18 protein-coding genes and 3 pseudogenes are annotated in these 21209 nt (G+C 62.6%); 16 read left to right on the top strand and 5 right to left on the bottom strand.

Going from position 1 to position 21209, the window contains the following annotated elements:
* Positions 1-12: 12 nt before the first annotated feature.
* The 3 genes and pseudogenes from DEM27_RS06225 (at position 13) to DEM27_RS06235 (ending at position 1705) form a co-directional block, all read left to right on the top strand.
* Positions 13-630: a tetratricopeptide repeat protein gene (locus DEM27_RS06225; RefSeq protein ID WP_109457335.1), complete on the top strand. Its 618-nt coding sequence runs from the start codon at positions 13-15 to the stop codon at positions 628-630.
* A gap of 49 nt (positions 631-679) precedes the next feature.
* Positions 680-870, top strand: a pseudogene (locus DEM27_RS34550) (alpha/beta fold hydrolase); the annotation flags it as partial.
* 139 nt (positions 871-1009) lie between these two features.
* Positions 1010-1705: a hypothetical protein gene (locus tag DEM27_RS06235; RefSeq protein WP_128755451.1), complete on the top strand. Its 696-nt coding sequence runs from the start codon at positions 1010-1012 to the stop codon at positions 1703-1705.
* Between the two features lie 117 nt (positions 1706-1822).
* On the opposite strand, the gene pyk is transcribed toward DEM27_RS06235, so the two are convergent.
* Positions 1823-3262 carry a pyruvate kinase gene (pyk, locus tag DEM27_RS06240; RefSeq protein WP_109457337.1) on the bottom strand — a complete coding sequence of 480 codons (1440 nt, stop codon included), beginning with the start codon at positions 3260-3262 and terminating at the stop codon, positions 1823-1825.
* Positions 3262-3651, bottom strand: coding sequence for a DUF1036 domain-containing protein (locus DEM27_RS06245; protein WP_109457697.1), 390 nt, complete (start codon positions 3649-3651; stop codon positions 3262-3264). Before DEM27_RS06245 ends, pyk begins: the two co-directional genes overlap by 1 nt.
* A 293-nt stretch (positions 3652-3944) precedes the next feature.
* On the opposite strand from DEM27_RS06245, the gene DEM27_RS06250 reads away from it, so the two are divergent.
* The 3 genes from DEM27_RS06250 to DEM27_RS06260 all read left to right on the top strand — a co-directional run bounded on the left by DEM27_RS06250 (position 3945) and on the right by DEM27_RS06260 (position 5403).
* Positions 3945-4757, top strand: a complete 813-nt coding sequence (locus DEM27_RS06250) for an N-formylglutamate amidohydrolase (RefSeq protein WP_109457338.1) — start codon at positions 3945-3947, stop codon at positions 4755-4757.
* Positions 4754-5059, top strand: a complete 306-nt coding sequence (locus tag DEM27_RS06255) for a DUF1244 domain-containing protein (protein WP_109457339.1) — start codon at positions 4754-4756, stop codon at positions 5057-5059. The genes DEM27_RS06250 and DEM27_RS06255 overlap by 4 nt, the downstream gene beginning before the upstream one ends.
* 80 nt (positions 5060-5139) lie before the next feature.
* The gene (locus DEM27_RS06260; RefSeq protein ID WP_109457340.1) at positions 5140-5403 is read left to right on the top strand and encodes a DUF2312 domain-containing protein; all 264 of its coding nucleotides are present in this window, start codon (positions 5140-5142) and stop codon (positions 5401-5403) included.
* 111 nt (positions 5404-5514) lie between these two features.
* On the opposite strand, the gene DEM27_RS06265 is transcribed toward DEM27_RS06260, so the two are convergent.
* From DEM27_RS06265 to DEM27_RS06270, 3 genes and pseudogenes are all read right to left on the bottom strand, one after another.
* Positions 5515-7491 (bottom strand): peptidoglycan L,D-endopeptidase MepK, encoded by a 1977-nt coding sequence (locus DEM27_RS06265; RefSeq protein WP_420028799.1) that lies wholly within the window; start codon positions 7489-7491, stop codon positions 5515-5517.
* Positions 7492-7678: 187 nt separating this feature from the next.
* Positions 7679-7861, bottom strand: a pseudogene (locus tag DEM27_RS35170) (helix-turn-helix domain-containing protein); the annotation flags it as partial.
* A gap of 182 nt (positions 7862-8043) precedes the next feature.
* Positions 8044-9253 (bottom strand): annotated as a pseudogene (locus DEM27_RS06270) (sigma-54-dependent transcriptional regulator); the annotation flags it as partial.
* Positions 9254-9483: 230 nt separating this feature from the next.
* Here DEM27_RS06270 and DEM27_RS06275 point away from each other — a divergent pair.
* The 10 genes from DEM27_RS06275 to DEM27_RS06320 all read left to right on the top strand — a co-directional run bounded on the left by DEM27_RS06275 (position 9484) and on the right by DEM27_RS06320 (position 21208).
* Positions 9484-11331, top strand: coding sequence for a M3 family oligoendopeptidase (locus DEM27_RS06275; protein WP_109457342.1), 1848 nt, complete (start codon positions 9484-9486; stop codon positions 11329-11331).
* Between the two features lie 149 nt (positions 11332-11480).
* A complete protein-coding gene (locus tag DEM27_RS06280; RefSeq protein ID WP_109457343.1) occupies positions 11481-12641 on the top strand; it encodes an aminodeoxychorismate synthase component I in 1161 nt (386 codons plus the stop codon).
* Complete coding sequence (locus tag DEM27_RS06285) at positions 12626-13252, top strand: aminotransferase class IV family protein (RefSeq protein ID WP_109457344.1); 627 nt, start codon at positions 12626-12628, stop codon at positions 13250-13252. Before DEM27_RS06280 ends, DEM27_RS06285 begins: the two co-directional genes overlap by 16 nt.
* A gap of 6 nt (positions 13253-13258) precedes the next feature.
* Positions 13259-13543: a YciI family protein gene (locus tag DEM27_RS06290; protein WP_109457345.1), complete on the top strand. Its 285-nt coding sequence runs from the start codon at positions 13259-13261 to the stop codon at positions 13541-13543.
* 65 nt (positions 13544-13608) lie between these two features.
* Positions 13609-14511, top strand: coding sequence for a heme-dependent oxidative N-demethylase family protein (locus DEM27_RS06295; RefSeq protein WP_109457346.1), 903 nt, complete (start codon positions 13609-13611; stop codon positions 14509-14511).
* A 148-nt stretch (positions 14512-14659) separates the two neighbouring features.
* On the top strand, positions 14660-16108 hold the full coding sequence (locus DEM27_RS06300) for a homospermidine synthase (protein ID WP_109457347.1): 1449 nt from the start codon (positions 14660-14662) through the stop codon (positions 16106-16108).
* Positions 16109-16273: 165 nt separating this feature from the next.
* Entirely contained in the window at positions 16274-16642 is a 369-nt protein-coding gene (gene omp10, locus DEM27_RS06305) for an outer membrane lipoprotein Omp10 (RefSeq protein ID WP_109457348.1), read from the top strand.
* Between the two features lie 259 nt (positions 16643-16901).
* Positions 16902-18935, top strand: coding sequence for a 5'-nucleotidase C-terminal domain-containing protein (locus tag DEM27_RS06310; RefSeq protein WP_109457349.1), 2034 nt, complete (start codon positions 16902-16904; stop codon positions 18933-18935).
* A gap of 132 nt (positions 18936-19067) precedes the next feature.
* On the top strand, positions 19068-20102 hold the full coding sequence (gene hemH / locus DEM27_RS06315; RefSeq protein ID WP_109457350.1) for a ferrochelatase: 1035 nt from the start codon (positions 19068-19070) through the stop codon (positions 20100-20102).
* 104 nt (positions 20103-20206) lie between these two features.
* On the top strand, positions 20207-21208 hold the full coding sequence (locus tag DEM27_RS06320; RefSeq protein WP_109457351.1) for an SPFH domain-containing protein: 1002 nt from the start codon (positions 20207-20209) through the stop codon (positions 21206-21208).
* The last annotated feature ends 1 nt before the right edge of the window (position 21209 follow it).

The raw sequence follows: 21209 nt of genomic DNA on the forward strand, positions 1-21209 counted from the left end.
TGGCGGGCTACCATGTCCGCCATGAGCATTTTTACGACTCCGCGCACGATTCTGGCGCTGGCTTTTTTTCTCGCTTTGCCCCTGCCCTCCTTTGCGGCGGACAAGGCCACCCAGGTGATTATCGAGCAGCCGCAGGCAAGCGAAACCTCCAGGCAGCGCATCGACAATCTTTTCGCCCAGCTCAAGCGCCAGCGCGATCCCGACACCGCCAAGGGCATCGCCAACCAGATCGCCATGGAATGGAACGATTCGGGCAGCGCCACCGTCAACCTGCTGATGCAGTGGGCCGAAACGGCGATCGGTGAAAAACGCAATGCCGCAGCTTTCGATTTCCTCGACCAGGTGACCCTGCTCAAGCCCGACTATGTCGAAGGCTGGAACCGTCGCGCCACGCTGCATTATGCGCTCGGCAACACGCGCAAATCGATGTCGGACATCAACCGCGTTCTGGCGCTGGAACCGCGCCATTTCGGCGCGCTCGCCGGCATGGCGGCGATCATGTCGGAATCGAACCACGAGGCGCTGGCCCTGAAGGCATGGGAGCGCTATCTGGAAATCTACCCGGCCGACCGGAACGCCCAGGAGCAGATGAACACCATCTCCGAAAAACTGGCCGGCAGTCGTTCCTGATCCTGTTGGACGGATGCGACCGGTAACTCCGCCGGGATAGTGAAAAAGCAATGCCGGCGGCTACGCGCTCAACTCCGTCCTGATTGCGAAGCCGTACCATCCGGACCTGCCGCCGATCGTCTTCATCCACGGAACCTGCGCGACCAGTCGCACGCCTTTGCCGGCGCCCTGGACGGCCGTGCGGAAATACTATTCGTCGACCAGCCCGGCCACGGTTATTCGGAACGCGGAAGGCCGCAAACCTGCCGATCTGGACGAGGTCGTCGCGATCGCCGAAGCGCGCATCGCCTTACTGGGAAAATGACGGTCATCGCCAGCACGCCCAAGCCCGGCGCAAGCCGCAGAAGAAAGGATGGAGCCCGAAGAAGAGGCAACATCCATGCAAATCAACAGTCTGGCCAATACCGCATTTACGAAACCGCTGACGGCGGAGCCCACCTCCACCGGCGCGACGCGGACCACCCTGGACACGCAGCCGAGTTCGCTCAACCAGGCCCTCGCCTATATCAAGACATCCGGCGAGATCGAGGAAGCAACGCGCGTTGCACGGGCGAAGCAGAAACTGGGAGACGCCAAGGCGCAGCTCGAATTCCTGCGGCGCTGGAGTTTCAGCCCGGAGGTGGTCGCCAGGCAGGCCGCCGCGCTCGGCCAACAGGTTGCGGCAGCCGCCAATGATTTCGCCGCCTCCGGCGACCTCATGGCCCCAGACGCAGCGGGGACGGCGACAACTGCCAGTTCGCTTGTGGCGACAACGGTTTCGGCCGATGCCTCGGAAGAGGACGGCGGTGACTCGATCGCACAACAGGCCTATCTGGAAACGATGCAGGACGGCATGGAACGCTCCACGCCATCCTCCGAGGAGCGCGACATCCTCGCAGACTTCAAATCGCTTGCCGAAGAGATCAGACGGCTGCTGCAGGAGGCTCTCCGCAAGATGCAGCAGGAGAAGAACGCCGAGCGCGCCGGCGCATCCGATGCCATCTCCGCCCTCGGAGATCAGATCGGCAAGCTTACGGCCATTCTCGGCGCAACGGTAGGCTCTGGCGCCACGACGCCGACAACATTTACGCTCTGAACCGGGAAATAGCCCGTACCCCCTGCTGCAAATAGAAAAGCGCGTCGCGATCATCGATATCGCGGCGCGCTTCAAATTTCTGCGTTCAGGCAGGCGGCCGAAGCCACCCCAATTGTCTCAGATACCGCTCAGGCCGTCCGAACCGATATAGGCGATGCGCAACATGTTCGTCGCGCCGGGCGTGCCGAGCGGGAAGCCGGCGGAAATGATGATGCGGTCGCCCGGCTTGCCGAAACCTTCGGAGACGACGATGCGGCAGGCGCGGTCGACCATGTCGCCGAGATCGCTGGCATCGTTGGTGACCACACAGTGCAGGCCCCAGACGACCGACAGGCGGCGGGCGGTCTGGATGATCGGCGACAGGGCGATGATCGGCACCTGCGGCCGTTCGCGCGAGGCGCGCAGGCCTGTGGTGCCCGACGAGGTGTAGCAGACGACGGCCGACAGTTTCAGCGTTTCAGCGATCTGGCGGGCCGCCAGCGAAATGGCGTCGGCGCCGGTCGCTTCCGGCTGGGCGCGCTGGGCATAGATGATGCCGGGATAGTTGACGTCGCGTTCGACGGTGCTGGCCACCGAGGCCATCATCGACACGGCTTCGACCGGATAGTCGCCGGAGGCGGATTCTGCCGAGAGCATGATCGCATCGGCGCCTTCGAAGACGGCGATCGACACGTCCGACACTTCGGCGCGCGTCGGGACGGGCGCCGAGATCATCGATTCCAGCATCTGCGTGGCGACGACCACCGGCTTGCCGGCACGGCGGCAGGCACGGATCAGCTGCTTCTGGATGCCCGGCACCGATTCCAGCGGCATCTCGACGCCGAGGTCGCCGCGGGCGACCATCAGTGCATCGGACAGCTCGATGATTTCGTCGATGCGCTCCAGCGCCTGCGGCTTCTCGATCTTCGACATGATGCCGACGCGGCCGCGGGCGATCTTGCGCACTTCCGCCAGGTCATCGGGACGCTGCACGAAGGAGAGCGCCACCCAGTCGACATCGTTCGTCGCCAGAACGGCGTCGAGGTCGATACGGTCCTTTTCCGTCAGCGCGCCGACGCCGAGCAGGGTATCGGGCAGGCTGACGCCCTTCTTGTCGGAAATCTTGGTTCCCGAGACCACCGTGGTGACGATGCTCTTGCCATCACATTTGACAGCGCGCAGCGCCAGCTTGCCGTCGTCGATCAGAAGCCGGTCGCCCGGCTTGACGGCTTCGAGAATTTCCGGATGCGGCAGATAGACGCGGGTGGCGTCGCCCGGCGCATCGCTGTTATCCAGCGTGAATGTCTGGCCCGGCTTTAACTCCACCTTGGTATCGGCAAACTTGCCGACGCGCAGTTTTGGTCCCTGCAGGTCGGCAAGAATGCCGATCGGCCGACCACAGCGGCTTTCGACGCTGCGGATGCGCTGGATGAGGGTTCGCATCACGTCATGGCTCGCATGGCTCATGTTGATGCGGAAAAGATCGGCACCTGCCTCGTGCAGTTTCTGGATCATCGCTTCCTCGGAGGAGGCTGGGCCGAGTGTGGCGAGGATCTTCACTTTGCGATTGCGGTTCATCAGTTCTGGCTTTCTTGCGTCCCTGGAGTGTCGGAAAGCTGAACCATCCAGCTTCCCTGACGACCCGTGTCATATTCCTTGAAGCCCATCTGCTGGTGGCCCCGTGCGAAGCAGTCGTTCACGCCGACGATCTTGAACTCGTTTTCGGCAACGCACATGTTGACGTCGCCAGTCCACCGACCGCCTCGGGCGGCGTCCTCGGCATAGAGATAATAATAACGCGACTGCAACTCACCTTCGATCAATGTCGCGCATGTGGTCGCCGGCACTTGCCACCAGCCTTCCGAAATCCAGCCCTCCTTGGCGCGATAACCGATCGCCACGCCGACGAGGTTTTGGGTTCCGTTACAGACGCGGAAATCGGCATGCGCCGATCCGGCAAAAGCCATGGGGGTTGCGGCAATGGTCGCGAAGAGAAAGACCTTCGCCAGGAAAAGACGCCACGAACCGGAGAGATTCAGAAATATATGGGGCACGGCTTCCGATGGGACTCCATGATTTGTCGTCAGTGCTTTCTTGCGATGCCAGTCGCCGAAAGTCAACGCAGCTCTAATCGATTATATTTGCCATAAAAGTCAAAACGGACGACGTGGCAAAATGAAGGCCGGTGATATCGGCTTGCACATCCCCTTGGCCCGTGCGATCAAACGGCGAACACCAAACCGGCCCTCGGTCACCGCGCATGCCAGATTTTCCAGCCTACGAAACCCTATCCGGCAATCATGACAAAGGCATGGTGATCGTCGCCGATCATGCCATGAACCGCCTGCCGCCCGCTTATGGCCGCCTCGGCCTGCCGGAGAGCGCCTTCGAACGCCACATCGCCTATGATATCGGCATCGAAGGCCTGACGCGGGCGCTGTCGTCCCGATTGGGCGTGCCCGCGGTGATGAGCTGCTTTTCCAGGCTGCTGATCGATCCGAACCGCGGCGAGGACGACCCAACGCTGATCATGAAGATCTCCGACGGCGCCGTCATCCCCGGCAACCATCCGATCACCGAGACCGAGTGGAACGATCGCCTCGTGCGCTATCATCGTCCCTATCACGACGCCGTGGCGCGGACGATCGCTTCGGTTGCCGAAAAGACCGGCCGGGCGCCGCTGGTGCTTTCCTTGCATTCCTTCACCCCCGCCTGGAAAGGCGTGCCGCGTCCCTGGCATGCCGGCATTCTCTGGGACAGCGACGACCGCGCCGTGCGGCCGCTGATCCGGCATCTCGCGGCCGCCGGCGATATCGTCGTCGGCGACAACGAACCCTATGACGGCGCGCTGAAAGGCGATACCATGTATCGCCATTGCATGATGAAGGGCATCCCGCATGCGCTTCTCGAGGTGCGGCAGGACCTGATCGCCGACCAAAAAGGCATAGCGGCCTGGGCCGCCCGGCTGGCGCCGATCTTTTCCGCCCTGAACGACGATCCGGCGCTGCACGAATACCGGGTCTTTGCCTCCCGCACCGGCGCCTACGACATTTCTTATGGAGACCAGACATGACCGACATCAGCCGGGAGCAGCAGACAGAATTCGAAGCCGCCGTCTTCCGCCGGCTGGTGTCGCACCTGCGCAGCCGCAGCGACGTGCAGAACATCGACCTGATGAACCTCGCCGGCTTCTGCCGCAACTGCCTGTCCAACTGGTATCGCGATGCCGCCAGCGAAGCCGGCGTCGATATCAGCAAGGACGAATCCCGCGAGCATGTCTACGGCATGCCCTATGAAGAGTGGAAAAAACGCCACCAGAACGAAGCCAGCGATGCGCAAAAAGCCGCATTTGAACTGAACAAGCCGAAGGAATGACCGCTACGGGCTTGACCTCGCGCCCGGTTCGCGGCACCTCACCTGCGAAAATGCCAATCCCGAAATGTTAGGAGAGACCGATGTCTGATGTCCAGGGCGTCGCCCGCGACCAACTCCGCGCCTTTATCGAGCGCATCGAACGTCTGGAAGAAGAAAAGAAGACCATCGCCGACGACATCAAGGACGTCTACGGCGAAGCCAAGGGCATGGGCTTCGACACCAAGATCCTCAAGAAGGTCATCGCATTGCGTAAGAAGGACGAGCAGGAACGCATGGAGGAGGACCTGATCCTCGATACCTACCTGCACGCGCTCGGCATGATCGACTCGCCACCGGAAGGCTGAGCGTCCGCGACACCATCACCTGCAATACCAAAAACCCGCCGGATCGCTCCGGCGGGTTTTTTAATCTGTGCCATTCACATCAGCCAAGGGCATCCCGCATGGGTACTGCACTCAGTTCCGCGTGTTGAACTTGCGGACTTCCATGAAGTTGACGGCGGAGCCGCTGAACCGGCCCGGATCGATCTCGGCCGTCGCCGCGGTGAAGCCCGTGGCGTAAACGGACGTCGGCTGGGCACGCATGGTGCGGCTGACGAAACGCGGCGCCTTGACCGGCTTGGAGATCACCTCGAAGCGCGCCTTGCTCAGCGCCCACTGGGAAATGATCTGCTTGGTCAGCTTCGGCTCGGTCCGGATCGTGTCGCGGGTCGCCGCATCTGCCTCGGCATCCGCCTTCTGCGGGCGTTTGCCCTTGCCCGGCAGGCTGCCCGTGTGCTCGCCGTTGACCGGCTCGGCCTTGGCTTCCTTGTCCTTCGGCTGGTCGAAGGCATCGCCGAAATCGACGGAGCGCATGACCGGCTTGGTTTCCGTATCCAGCGCCGCCATCTGCATGATGCCGTCGCTATCCGACGGCTCGTCGGTGGTATAGTCGTTTTCGGCGGCACCGGTGGCGCGGGCGAGTTCCGCCGCTTCGCGCTGGTAGTCTTCGGTTCCCTCCTCGGCCGCTTCCGCCGCCGGAATGGTCACGCCGCCGGCCACAGGACGCGCGTCGCTCTTTTCCAGGGCGGCGATGACATCCGGAGACAGCGAGGCTTGCTCGACCTTTTTCTCATCCACCTTGGCTTCTGCCGCCTGGGCAAGCAGCGCTTCGGCAAGCGCCGGACGCGTGCCTGGCACCGGCACGAAGGCCAGTTCACCGGTCTCGGCTGCGGCAGCCGCAGCCGGATCGACGGAGGCGGTCATGACACTGTTGGCCTCAACCTCGGCATCGCCGGCCATGTTCCGCTTGCCGAGCAGTTCCGGCACCGGAATGCGGTAGGTAGCCAGATCGACAAAGGTCTCGCGGTTCTGCTCCGTTTCCGGCGTTGCCGGCAATGCGGCCTGCAGAGCCTCCTCGGCAACGTTGCGGGTGGTCGGCAACAGCGCCGTCATGTTGCCGGACATCGTCTCCTTGAAGGCCGGCCGCACCAGCGGCACCGGCGCATTGATGTCCTTTTCCTTCTCGGTCTCGAGCGCCGCCGTCATCACCGGCTCCTGCTCGGCCGTCGTGGTGATCGGCTGGTCGCGCTTGCGGGTCGGCGTCAACACCTCTTCCGCAGCCTGGCCGGTCTCCTCTTCCTCGTCGGCACCGCCGCCGAACAGCGCGGCGAAGAAACCCTTGCGCTTCGTTGTCGTCGTCGTATCGGCAACCTCGATCTGCACCGAGCCGGCACGACGCTTGTGATCGGCCAGTGCCTGCTGGTAACCCGGAAGCGGATTGCCGTCAGCCGGCAGATGCATGCTCTTGCCGTCGGGGAACAGGCGAACGAGTTCCTGCCGGCTCATGCGCGGCCAGGAACGGACGTTGCCGACATCCATATGCACGAACGGCGAACCGGACGTCGGATAAAAACCGACGCCACCCACCTGCATCTTCATGCCGATGGCGCGCAGATTGGCGAGCTTGACGTCGGGAAGATAGAAGTCCATCGCCTTGCCGAGCATGTGCTGGCTCTTTTCGGCGACGCCCTTGCTGCGTGACCGCAGCATGGAATTGGTCTGCGGCGAACGGAACGCCGAAACGACATGGATATATTCGCGCGAACCGCTCTTGCGGTACACTTCCCAGATCAGGTCGAAAAGGCGCGGATCCATCTTGGTCGGCTGGTTGCGGCGCCAGTCGCGCAGGAAGCGGTTGAGCTGCTGCAGCCCCTTGGCGTCGAATTTGCCGTTGCGCTTGAAGGTGATGACCGCCTTTTCGCCGGTATGGACGAAATAGAGCTTCAGGCTCCGCGTATCGCCCGCCGCATGGGACGCCGAGACCGATAGGCCCGACCACATCATGCATGCGGCAATCAGCAGAATCGCTGGCTTGGCCACGAGCTTTGTCAGCAAAGTCGCAAAGCAGCGCCCTTCACCCGAAGGCGTATTTGCTCGAAACAGTTTTGGCAACTCTATCCCCGTCCGACACACTTTTGCGCGTGCTGTCCCAGATGACTGTCAATTGCGGTGACACGATGGCAAAAATGCCACACATGCACAAGCACTTCTTATATAGTGAATTATCCACTAACAAGAACTTTGTCATTGGTAACAAATCATGCTTGCCTGACGGTTAACACTTTTTATTCCACATGCCTCATGCCGCATTCTTCAGGGGATCGTCGGGGTTGATGCCGTAATCCTTGAGCTTCCGATAGAGGGTCGAGCGGCCGATGCCGAGTTTGCGGGCGACCTGGCTCATCTGCCCGCGGTAGAATTTCAGCGCGAAGCGAATCAGTTCCTCCTCGACATCGGCGAGTTTTCGCACATCGCCGGTCGAATCCGTGCTGACGATGACATTGTCCGACACCATGACCGACGCCGCCTCCGCCGTTTCGGAGCGAGCGGAGATGCCGCTCTCGTGCGCGCTGAAATCCGGATAGACGGGCGGCTTGTCGGCCGATCCGGTCATCTGGTCGTGCATCAGGCCGCCGCTGATCAAGGACAGGCTGCCGGCGCTGACATAACCGGGGATCTGCGCGGCGATCTGCGGGAAATCCGCCTCGGTGATCTCGGCGCCCTGCGCCAGCACCACGGCACGGAAGACGGCGTTCTCGAGCTGGCGGATGTTGCCCGGCCAATCATAGGCCGTCAACAGGGCCAGGGCGCCGGCGGTCAGAACCGGCGAATGGTCGAGCTTCTGCTCGGCCGCAAAACGCTGCACGAAGACCCTCGCCAGGTGCGGAATGTCCTCCTTGCGCCGGCGCAGCGCCGGAATGGTGATCGGGAAGACGTTGAGGCGGTAATAGAGATCCTCGCGGAAGCGGCCGGCCTTGACCTCTTCGATCAGGTCCTTGTTGGTCGCCGAAATGAGGCGGACGTCGACCTTCTGCGGCTTGCTGGCGCCGACGGTCTCGATCTCGCCCTGCTGCACGGCGCGCAGCAGCTTGACCTGCACCTCCAGCGGCAGGTCGCCGATCTCGTCGAGGAACAGCGTGCCGCCGTCGGCATCGACGAACTTGCCGGAATGGCGTTCCGTGGCGCCGGTGAAGGCGCCCTTCTCATGGCCGAAAAGGATGCTTTCGACCAGATTGTGCGGGATGGCGCCGCAATTGACGGTGATGAACGGCTTGTTGGCGCGGTCGCCGGCCGACTGGATCGCCCGGGCCACCAGCTCCTTGCCGACGCCGGATTCGCCTTCGAGCACCACCGGGATATGCGACTGGGCAGCGCGTTGCGCCAGTTCGATCACCCGCAGCATCGACGGGCTGGCCGAAACGATGTCGTCGAAACCGATGCCGGTGGCGCGGCTCTTGCGGCCGGCACGCGCCTTAGCCTCGCGCTGGTCGACCTTGAGGGCATTGGCGATCGAATTGGCGATCCGCTCCGGCGAGACCGGCTTGACGACGAAATCGAAGGCGCCGGCACGCATCGCTTGCACCACCGTCTCGATGCCGCCCTGCCCGGTCTGGACGATGACGGGGATCTCGATGCCGAGGTCGTGCAGTGCCGCCAGGAAGGCGAGGCCGTTCATTTCCGGCATCACCAGGTCGAGCACGATGACGTTGATTTCACCCAGCCGCCGTTTCAGCACTTCCAGGCCGGCGCGGCCGTTCTCGGCCAGATGCGCGATATGTCCGTGTCGTTCCACCGCGTTTTTCAGCAGGCGGCGTTGAACAGAATCGTCGTCGACAACCAGAATGTGCGCGATCAAGGTGAGACTCCATTGCATCGATCAGGAGAGCTGCGCCTCATGCGCAACCCGTTCTGGGGACAAACTTCCCAGAAAGGCTTGAACATCCAGTTTTGAGAAAAGCTCGCATTTTAACCATTTGGTCTCTATTTGATGCTTCCCGCATATTCGCCCGACAAACGATCCGCCGCGAAGCGACTTGCCGGACGGACGCCGGGCCAATACATCTGTCGGCGACGCGAAAACGACCGAAGACAAGGATACCGACCATGCGCTCATTGCCGATCCGCCAGGCCCAGGACGCTGCCGCAGCAGCGCCGGACCGTCTTGCCGTGCTGGGAGAGCTGCCGATGTGGCGGCTTACGGATCTCTATCCCTCCGCCACCTCTCCCGAATTCCTGGGCGATCTCGAAAAGGCCGGACGCGATGCGCGCGCCTTCGAGGACAAATGGAAGGGCAGGCTGGCCGAGGCCGCGACGAAAACCGGCGCCGAGGGCATCGGTGCGGCCATCGCCGAATCCGAAGCGCTCGACGACGTCATGGGTCGCCTCGCCTCCTTCGCCGGCCTCACCTATTTTTCCGACACCACCAACCCGGCCAACGGCAAGCTTTACGGCGACGTGCAGTCGAAACTGACGGAATTTGCCGCCCACCTGCTGTTTTTCCCGCTGGAACTCAACCGCATCGACGACGCGGTGATGGATGCCTGCATGGCCAGCGATCCGGCCGCCGGCCACTATCGCTCCTGGATCGTCGACCTGCGCCAGGACAAGCCCTACCAGCTCGACGATAAAATCGAGCAGCTTTTCCTCGAAAAGTCGATGACCAGCGCCGCTGCCTTCAATCGCCTTTTCGATGAGACCATGGCCGAACTGCGCTTCGACATCGACGGCGAGAGGGTGCCGCTGGAAGTGGCGCTGAACATGCTGCAGGAACAGGATCCGATGCTGCGCCAGAAGGCGGCGATCGCGCTTGCGGAAACTTTCAAGGCCAATATCCGTACCTTCGCGCTGATCACCAACACGCTCGCCAAGGACAAGGACATTTCCGACCGCTGGCGCGGCTTCGAGGACATCGCCGACAGCCGCCACCTGGCCAACCGCGTCGAGCGCGAGGTGGTCGACGCGCTGGCTGCCGCCGTCAGGCAAGCCTATCCGCGCCTGTCGCATCGTTACTACAAGATGAAGGCGAAGTGGCTCGGCATGGAACAGATGAATTTCTGGGACCGCAACGCGCCGCTGCCGGAAGCCGCCGACGCGCTGATCCCGTGGACGGAAGCCAAGGATACCGTGCTCTCCGCCTATCACGGCTTTGCACCGGAGATGGCCGATATCGCCCGCCGCTTCTTCGACGAGCAGTGGATCGACGCGCCGGTTCGCCCCGGCAAGGCGCCGGGCGCCTTCGCCCATCCGACCGTGCCTTCCGCCCATCCCTATGTGCTGGTCAACTATCTCGGCAAGCCGCGCGACGTGATGACGCTCGCCCACGAGCTCGGCCACGGGGTGCACCAGGTGCTGGCCGGCGCCCAGGGCGCGCTGATGTGCCAGACGCCGCTGACGCTGGCCGAAACCGCTTCCGTCTTCGGCGAGATGCTTACCTTCCGCGCCCTTCTGGAGAAGACGAAGGACAAGCGCGAGCGCAAGGCGATGCTCGCCCAGAAGGTCGAGGACATGATCAACACGGTCGTGCGCCAGATCGCCTTTTACGAATTCGAGCGCAAGGTGCACACCGCCCGCAAGGAGGGCGAGCTGACCGCCGAGCAGATCGGCGAACTCTGGCTGTCGGTCCAGGCCGAAAGCCTCGGCCCGGCGATCAGGATTTCCGAGGGCTACGAGACCTACTGGGCCTATATCCCCCACTTCATCCATTCGCCCTTCTACGTCTATGCCTATGCCTTCGGCGACTGCCTGGTGAACTCGCTCTATGCCGTCTACCAGAGCGCCGAAAAGGGTTTCCAGCAGAAGTATTTCGAGATGCTGAAGGCCGGCGGCACCAAGCATCATTCGGAACTCCTGAAGCCTTTCGGCCTCGACGCCACCGATCCGTCGTTCTGGGCACAGGGACTGTCGATGATTGAGGGGCTGATCGATGAGTTGGAAGCGCTTGATAGGGAGTAATCCCTTCTCCCCGGCGGGGAGAAGGTGTCCAGAGGACGGATAAGGGGGAACGGTGCGGCAGACTGCGCCCGTCGCATCGCCTCGCATACGCTCGGCACTTCTCCCCGCCGGGGAGAAAGAGGCCATCATGTCAACGCTGAACAAGAACCATGGCCGACCATCACCCCTTCGCCCTTTTCCGCGACGATGCGGCCGGCCAGAGCATGCTGTTCGCCGAGCCCGAGGAGATCATTGTCGCCCGGACGGCTGCCGCGTTCTTTCCGGCACTTGCCCGCATGGAGCAGGCAAAACGCAGCGGCAAATGGCTGGCCGGCTACCTGTCCTACGAAGCCGGCCATCTCTTCGAAGACAAGCTGAAAGATTTCGCCGAGGACGGCCGTGAAACGCCCCTCCTCTGCTTCGGCGTCTTCGCAGCACCGCAGGAGGACAGCCACCCGCTGGCCCAGCCGCCGCAGCGCACCGACAACGAGCCCTTCCTCACCGAGCCACGGGCACAATGGGATTTCGCAACCTACGAGGATCGTTTCGACCGGCTGCACCGCCACCTGCGCCTCGGCGACTGCTACCAGGCCAACCTCACCATGCCGATCACCGCCCGCTGGACAGGTGATCCGCTTGCCGCCTTCTGGTCGCTGATCGAACGCCAGCCGGTGAAATATGGCGCCTTCATCGATCTCGGCGGCCCCAAAATCCTGTCGCGCTCGCCGGAACTGTTCTTCCGCACCGACGAAGAGGGCTGGATCGAAACCCACCCGATGAAAGGCACGGCGCGGCGCGGCGCAACGGCGGAAGAGGACGAAGCGATCATCCGCGAGATGCTGGGCGACGAGAAGACCCAGGCCGAAAACCGCATGATCGTCGATCTCCTGCGCAACGACATCTCTCGCATCACCGAGGTCGGTAGCCTCGACGTGCCGAAACTTTTCGACATCGAGACCTATCCCACCGTCCACCAGATGGTCAGCCACGTGCAGGCGAAGCTTCAGCCCGGCCTGTCGCTCCGCGACATCTTCGCCGCCCTCTTCCCCTGCGGCTCGATCACCGGCGCGCCGAAAATCCGCGCCATGGAAATCCTGCACGATCTGGAGGCGGGGCCGCGCGATGCCTATTGCGGCGCCATCGGTTTCGTCGCGCCGCACGGGCCGATGCGTTTTTCCGTGGCGATCCGCACCGTCACACTCTTTCCAAACGGACATGCTGTCTTCAATGTCGGCGGCGGCATCGTCTTCGATTCGCGCGCCGACGCGGAATACGAGGAGTGCCTCCTGAAGGCCCGCTTTGCGGTAGGGGATCAATGGATTTCACGCTGATCGAGACATTTCGTTATGAACCGGGACAGGGCGTGCTGCGCATCGAGCAGCATTTGAAGCGGCTGGCCCGCTCCGCCGATGCCCTGCGTTTCCGCCAGCCCGCCGGTGTGCGCAAGAAGCTCGACGACCATGTCCGCGATGCCGACACCTCTTTGCGCGTGCGCATGACGCTGACGCACAAGGGCGAGCTCGACATTACCTCCACGCCGTTCACACCGCTGGAGAAAGATACGGTCTGGCGGCTGAAGGTGGCGAGGACCCGCATCGATTCCGCCGACCCGCTTATCCGCCACAAGACGTCCAGGCGCGATGTCTACGAGGCGGCCCGCGCCGAATATCCCGCCGAAGACGCAGACGAGGTCATCCTGCTCAACGAAAAGGGCGACGTCTGCGAAGGCACCATCACCAGCCTCTTCGTCGCCGACGGGGGCGGCCCGCTGATGACGCCGACCCTGACCTCCGGCCTGCTTTCCGGCGTCTTGCGCACCGACATGATCTGCCAGCAGAAGGCCCGCATCCAGCGCCTTCGGCTGCAGGACCTCGCAAACCGCGATATCTTCGTCGGCAATTCCCTGCGCGGCCTGATCCGCGCCGAACTCATCGAGGCCTGATCCGACATGCTCATCCTGTCGCTGACATATATAAAGAGTACGCAGGAAGCGGACGTGCACATGCAGCCGCACCTGGCCTGGGTGAAGGAAGGATACGACAAGGGCTGGTTCCTCGCCTCCGGCCGCAAGATCCCCCGCACCGGCGGCGTGATCCTCGCCGTCGGCGACCGCACCGCGATCGAAGCCTTTGTCGCCGAAGATCCGTTCACCATCCACGGCATCTGCACCTACGAGATCACCGAAGTGGCGCTGACCACGGTTGTCGAGGGGCTGGAGGCGTTGAAGGGGTAGGCAAACCTGCTGGTGAGCAGGTACCAGGGTCCTGCTGTAAAATCTCTGGCATTCAAAATCGGACAATGGCCTCGCTCGTTCACAAACCCTACGCCACCACCCCAAAAGTTTTCACCATTGGCCTGTCGGCCATCGATCCGGCGCGCTGGATCGAGCCGGACGACGATCTCGGCGTGTTTCTGGACGAGAAGGAACGGCTCTGTTGCAGCCATCTGCCGCAGGTCTTCTGCGCCGAGGAGGGGACGGAGGACGCGCAGCAGGAATGCCTCGACATGCTGGCCGCTCATCTCGCCAGGGATCACGCCGGTCTCTACCGGCTGCAGGACGGCACCCTCAATTTCGCCGGACGCAGCGTCGCGCTGGCGCAACCCGGCATGCCGCCGCTGCGCATCGCCGGGTCGCTCGTTCAGGACGACCTCGTCATTCTCCGTCGCCGCGAGACGGGATGGCATGTGGCGGCGGGTTACGTCGCCTTTCCCTCCGCCTGGTCGCTGCCGGAAAAATTCGGGCTGCCGATGGAACAGGTGCACGCGCCGGTGCCGGGTTTTAACGCCGGTACGCGCAATGCCACGCTGATCAACCGCATCTTCGACAACCTGCAGGTCGACCAGCCCGCCATGCGCTTCAACTGGTCGGTCTATCCGGCCGGCGATCTCTTCTGGCCGCCGGAGGTGAGCAGCGAACACGGCAAGGCGCCGCTCGTGCCGGCCACCAACATCGTCCGCGTCGAGCGCCAGACGCTGCGACGCCTGCCGAAGACAGGCGACATCGTCTTTACCATCCGCATCTACATCGATCCGATCCGCGCCCTGCTGGCGCAGCCCGACGGCAAGGCGCTGGCGATCGCGCTGGCCGACCGGCTGGAGGACTTTTCCCCCGAGCAGCTCGACTACAAGGGCATGACGAAAAAGAAGGCGGCACTGGTCGAATATTTGCGCACTGCGGCTGCGGCAAAAAGCGACTGCTAAACAATTGTCAACCAACCGTCATATGCTCTTTATTGTGACGAGATTTTATGCTCTAGAGCCGTCCAACCATGAATAGCCCCGCTTGGCGGCTGAAAATCCCCGAAAAATTGCAGAGCGGACCTCGTTCCGTCGTGTCAAGGAGACAATGATGACAGAAAAAGCCTATCCGGTTTATGGCGAAATCAGCGGCCCGATCGTCATGATCGGCTTCGGCTCCATCGGTCGCGGCGCGCTGCCGCTGATCGAGCGCCATTTCAAGTTCGACAAGAGCCGGATGGTCGTCATCGATCCGCGCGACGACGCCGCCGACATGGAAATCCTCGCCAAGCACGGCGTCAAGCACATCAAGGCGCACGTCACCAAGGACAACTACAAGGAACTCCTGAAGCCGCTGCTGACAGCAGGCGAAGGCCAGGGCTTCTGCGTCAACCTTTCGGTCGATACCGGCTCGGTCGACCTGATCAAGCTCTGCCGCAAGCTCGACGTTCTCTACATCGACACGGTCATCGAACCCTGGCTCGGCTTCTATTTCGACAAGAACATGAAGAATGCCGACCGCACCAACTATGCACTGCGCGAAACCCTTCGCCATGAGAAGCGCAAGAACCCCGGCGGCACCACGGCCGTTTCCACCTGCGGTGCCAACCCTGGCATGGTCTCCTGGTTCGTCAAGCAGGCACTGGTCAACCTCGCCAACGATCTCGACATCAAGTTCGACGAACCGGACCAGCATGACCGCGAAGGCTGGGCCAAGCTGATGAAGAAGGTCGGCGTCAAGGGCATCCATATCGCCGAGCGCGACACCCAGCGCACCAAGAACCCGAAGCCGTTCAACGTCTTCTGGAACACCTGGTCGGTGGAAGGCTTCATCTCCGAAGGCCTGCAGCCGGCAGAACTCGGCTGGGGCACCCATGAGGAATGGATGCCGAAGAACGCCAAGAAGCACAAGAAGGGCTGCAAGGCGGGCATCTACCTAGAGCAGCCCGGCGCCAACACCCGCGTGCGCAGCTGGTGCCCGACCCCCGGCCCGCAATACGGCTTCCTCGTTACACATAACGAGTCGATCTCGATCGCCGATTACTTCACGGTCGAGAAGGACGGCGAAGTCGTCTTCCGCCCGACCTGCCACTACGCCTACCATCCGGCCAACGACGCCGTGCTGTCGCTGCATGAAATGTTCGGCAACGGCGGCAACGCCCAGCCGGTCCTGCACGTGCTCGACGAAAACGAGCTGGTCGACGGCGTCGATGAACTCGGCGTGCTGCTCTACGGCCATGACAAGAACGCCTACTGGTACGGTTCGCGCCTGTCGCTGGAAGAGACCCGCCGGATCGCTCCCTACCAGAACGCCACCGGTCTGCAGGTCACCTCCGCCGTGCTCGCCGGCATGGTCTGGGCGCTCGAGAATCCGACTGCCGGCATCGTCGAGGCCGACGAAGTGGATTACAAGCGTTGCCTCGAAGTCCAGACGCCGTATCTCGGCCCGGTCGAAGGCCACTACACCGACTGGACCCCGCTTGACGGTCGCCCCGGCCTCTTCCCGGAAGACCTCGACACCAAAAACCCCTGGCAGTTCCGCAACATCCTCGTTCGCTAAAAGCGGCCGAAGCTGATAAAAAAACATGCCCGCGACGCGAGTTGCGGGCATTTTCGCAACGGTCGCCAAAAGAGTGCGATTGCAAAGCCCGCTATACTCTTGCTTTGGGCTGGCCTTCACGGCATGGTTTTGCCATAGGGCTGACAAAGAATCGCAGGAGAAAACATGAAGATCAAGACAAGCATCCTGTTGCTCGCGACCGCGGCAGCACTTTCGGCCTGTCAGTCCTCCCCCGGACCGCGCCCCCTTCCGACGATCGCCAGCGCGCCCACCGTCGATGGCACCTGGAGCGATCCCAACGGCCTGATCTCGACCTTCTCCGCCGGCAAGTTCGACACGCGCACCACCGATGGATCGAACGCGATCCTCGCTTCCGGCACCTATGTCACGCAGCCGAACGGCGTCGTCGAAATCAGCCTGTTCTCGAACCTCAAGAAGACGACGTCGCGCGTCAACTGCCGTCTGGCGGGCACCAGCCAGCTGAATTGCACCGCCGATTCCGGCACGCAGTTCTCGCTGGCCCGTCGCGGCTGACACCCCGGGACATTCTCCTGAAAGGGCTAGGGCTTCCGCTTCCGGCGGAAGCCCTTTGTTTTTCCGCAGGCGCCGCCTGCCGCTTCGCAAGCCCCGGCATGCGGCCTCGCCGGCATCCGGCGCGCAAACCATGCCGCGTGTTTTTCTCTTGAAGTCCGGCCCTCTTGGTGAAAACATCCCACCCGGGAAACGGTCGCGGTCCGGCCGTTCACAAGCCCGGGCGGAGGCCACGCGCTTCCGCAGAACACTGGAGAAACAGATGACCAAGTCCTTCACTTTCGGCCTTCTGACGGCGTCGATCGTTGCGCTGTCGTCGAGCGCCGCGTTTGCCGACTACGAGCTCAACATCCTCCACATCAACGATTTCCACTCGCGTATCGAATCGATCAACAAATATGATTCGACCTGCTCGGCGGAAGAAGAAGGCAAGAACGAATGCTTCGGCGGCGCCGCCCGCCTGAAGGTGGCGATCGAGACGCGCCGTGCCGCGCTTGCCGGCAAAAACGTCGTTCTCCTCAATGCCGGCGACAATTTCCAGGGTTCGCTTTTCTACACGACCTACAAGGGCGCCGCCGAGGCGGAAATGCTCAACCTGATGAAGTTCGATGCCATGACCGTCGGCAACCATGAATTCGACGACAGCGAGGACGGGCTGGCGACCTTCCTCGACAAGGTCAACTTCCCGGTCATCAGCGCCAACGTGCTCGCCGGCGACAGCTCCAAGCTGAAGGACCGCATCAAGCCCTCCATCGTGCTCGACATCGGCGGCCAGAAGATCGGCATCGTCGGCGCCGTCGCCAACGACACGGAAGAAATCTCCTCGCCCGGCCCGAACGTGATGATCGCCCAGGATATCGCCACCATCAACGAGGCGGTGCAGGCACTCAAGGCCGAAGGCGTCAACAAGATCATCGCGCTGACGCATGTCGGCTATCCGCGCGACGTCGAGGCGATCGCCAAGCTGCCCGATGTCGACGTCGTCGTCGGCGGCCATTCGCACAGCCTGCTTTCCAACACCGACGAGAAGGCCGAAGGTCCGTACCCGACGCTGGTCGACAATCCCGGTGGCTACAAGGTGCCGGTGGTGCAGGCCAAGTCCTACAGCAAATATCTCGGCGACCTCGTCGTCACCTTCGACGACAACGGCGTGGTGAAGGAAGCCAAGGGCGATCCGATCCTCGTCGATTCGACCTTCAAGCCGGATGAAGCCGTTCTCGCCCGCATCAAGGAACTCGGCGCCCCGATCGAGGAACTGAAGAAGAAGGTCGTCGGCTCGTCCGCCGCGGCCATCGAGGGCGCACGCGAGATTTGCCGTGTCGAGGAGTGCTCGATGGGCAACCTCGTCGCCGATGCCATGCTCGACCGCGTCAAGGACCAGGGCGTGACCATCGCCTTCGCCAACAGCGGCGGCCTGCGCGCTTCCATCAATGCCGGCAACGTGACGATGGGCGACGTGCTGACCGTCCTGCCCTTCCAGAACACGCTGGCAACCTTCCAGCTGAAGGGCTCCGACGTCGTCGCAGCGCTCGAAAACGGCGCCAGCAAGATCGAGGAAGGCGCCGGCCGCTTCACGCAGGTCGCCGGCCTGAAATACACCTTCGACAAGTCGAAGCCGGCAGGCAGCCGCATCGTTTCGGTCGAGGTGAAGGAAGGCGACGCCTTCGTGGCGCTCGACCCGAACAAGACCTACACGGTTGCCGCCAACGACTATACCCGCAGGGGCGGCGATGGTTACGACGTCTTCGCCTCGAAGGCGATCAACCCCTATGACTACGGCCCGAGCCTGGAAACCACCGTTGCCGACTTCATTGCCGCGCACAGCCCCTATCAGCCCTACACCGATGGCCGCGTGAAGGCCGTCGAAGTGGCCGCAGCCGATACGGCAACCGCACCGGCGACAACCGGACAATCCACCGCCGAGCAGCCGGCCACCAGCACCGAGGCAAAGCCCGCCGAGACGGCAACGGAAGCCAAGCCTGCGGAAACCGCGACGGAAGCAAAACCGGCCGATACCGCCACGGCACCGGCAACCACCGAACAGTCGACCACAACCGAGCAGGCCACCACCACGACCGAGGCGAAACCCGTCGACACGGCCGTCGATGCCAAGCCGGCCGCCGATGCGTCGATTGCGCCCACCAAGCATGTCATCGTCAAGGGCGACACGCTGTGGGACATCGCCGTCAAGGTCTATGGCAACGGCGAACTCTGGAAAAAGATCGCTGCCGCCAACGGCAAGCCGAACCCGAAGCGGCTTCTCGTCGGCAACGAGCTGGAGATTCCGGCGAAGTAAGGACGATTTGTCTCACCGATCCTGCCGGTCCGGGCTTCCCCGGGCCGGTTTTTATTTCTAGGGAGATACAATGATTGCGCACAGCGCCTAGATAAGGCGATGTCCTCCTTGGCTTTCAAAACAGAGAGAAGCATGAACAACCATCCGACCGTCCTGCCCGCCAATCATCCGCCTGTCCGCAACGGCAAGGTCGGGGTGCTCCTGGTCAACCTCGGAACGCCCGACGGCACGGATTATACCTCCATGCGCCGCTACCTCAAGGAATTCCTGACCGACCGGCGCGTCATCGAGTGGTCGCGGTTCTTCTGGTATCCGATCCTGTTCGGCATCGTGCTCAACACCCGCCCCGGCAAGGTCGGCAAGGCCTACGAACTGATCTGGAACAAGGAAAAGAACGAAAGCTTCCTGCGCACCTATACGCGCAACCAGTCGGACCTGATGGCCGAGACCTTCAAGGACCTGCCCAACGTCCAGGTGGACTGGGCCATGCGTTACGGCCAGCCGTCGATCGCCTCGCGCGTCACGGCGCTGAAGGAGGCCGGTTGCGACCGCATCCTCGTCTTCCCGCTCTATCCGCAATATGCCGCCGCCACCACCGCCACCGTCAACGACAAGGTGTTCGAGACGCTGTTGAAGATGCGCTGGCAGCCGGCCTTGCGCACCGTGCCGCCCTATCACGACGATCCGGTCTATATCGAGGCGCTGGCCAACTCCGTCAACCGCCACTACGCCACGCTCGACTGGGAGCCGGACCTGCTGATCACCTCGTTCCACGGCATCCCGAAAAGTTACTTCGAGAAGGGCGACCCCTATTATTGCCAGTGCATGAAGACCGCCCGGCTGCTGCGTGAAAAACTCGGCCTGCCGGAAAACAGGTTCATGGTTACCTTCCAGTCCCGCTTCGGGCCGGAGGAGTGGCTGCAGCCCTATACCGACAAGACGGTGGAAAAGCTGGCGCAGGACGGCGTCAAGCGCATTGCCGTCATGAACCCCGGCTTCGTTTCCGACTGTCTGGAAACGCTGGAAGAAATCGCCGAGCAGGCGGGGGAATCCTTCCTGCACAATGGCGGCGAGAAGTTCACCCATATTCCCTGTCTCAATGACAGCGCCGACGGCATGGCGGTGCTGGAAAACGTTGTGCGCCGCGAAGTGCAGGGATGGATCTGACGGCCTTTTGCAAAAAGCCCGACACCACGCCCGAATAAAATGCTAAGCCGTTGCGTGAACAAACGGGGCCGCAACGGCCAGCGCAGTCGTCATGAGGGGGTGCTATGGAATTCACGGGGTTTGATATCGTCGTCATCGCGGTGGTCGTTCTCGTTATCCTGGTCCTGTTTGCCGGGATCAAGACGGTGCCGCAGGGCTTCCGTTATACCATCGAGCGTTTCGGCCGTTACACCCGCACCCTGGAGCCCGGCCTCAACCTGATCGTGCCCTTCATCGAACGGATCGGCTCCAAGCTGAACGTCATGGAGCAGGTGCTCGACGTCCCGACCCAGGAAGTGATCACCAAGGACAATGCCAGCGTCGCCGCCGACGCGGTGGCCTTCTATCAGATCCTCAACGCTGCCCAGGCGGCCTATCAGGTCGCCAATCTCGAAAACGCCATTTTGAACCTGACCATGACCAACATCCGCTCGGTCATGGGCTCCATGGATCTCGACGAACTGCTCTCCAACCGCGAGACGATCAACGACCGGCTGCTGCATGTCGTGGACGATGCCGTTGGCCCATGGGGCATCAAGGTCACCCGTATCGAAATCAAGGACATCCGTCCGCCCGTCGATCTCGTCGACGCCATGGCGCGGCAGATGAAGGCGGAGCGCGAGAAGCGCGCCCAGGTCCTGGAAGCCGAAGGCATGCGCAACGCGCAGATTCTCAAGGCCGAAGGCGCCAAGCAGGCGGCGATCCTGCAGGCAGAGGGCCAGCGCGAGGCCGCCTTCCGCGATGCGGAAGCCCGCGAACGCCTGGCCGAAGCCGAAGCCAAGGCGACACGCATGGTCTCCGAAGCCATCGCCGCCGGTGACGTACAGGCGATCAACTACTTCGTCGCCCAGAAATATACGGAGGCACTGGCGTCCGTCGGCTCCGCGCCGAACTCCAAGGTCGTGCTGATGCCGATGGAAGCCTCGTCGCTGATCGGTTCGCTGGGCGGCATCGGCGCCATCGCCAAGGAGGTGTTCGGCGACGGCTCTTCTCCGCCGCAACGCAACCGCAACAGCGCGCGCACCACGCCGCAGGTCCCCTCGTCCACCCAGTCGCAGGAGAGCTGAG

This window comes from Rhizobium album, from assembly GCF_003122325.1.
Taxonomy (GTDB): Bacteria; Pseudomonadota; Alphaproteobacteria; order Rhizobiales; family Rhizobiaceae; genus Metarhizobium; species Metarhizobium album.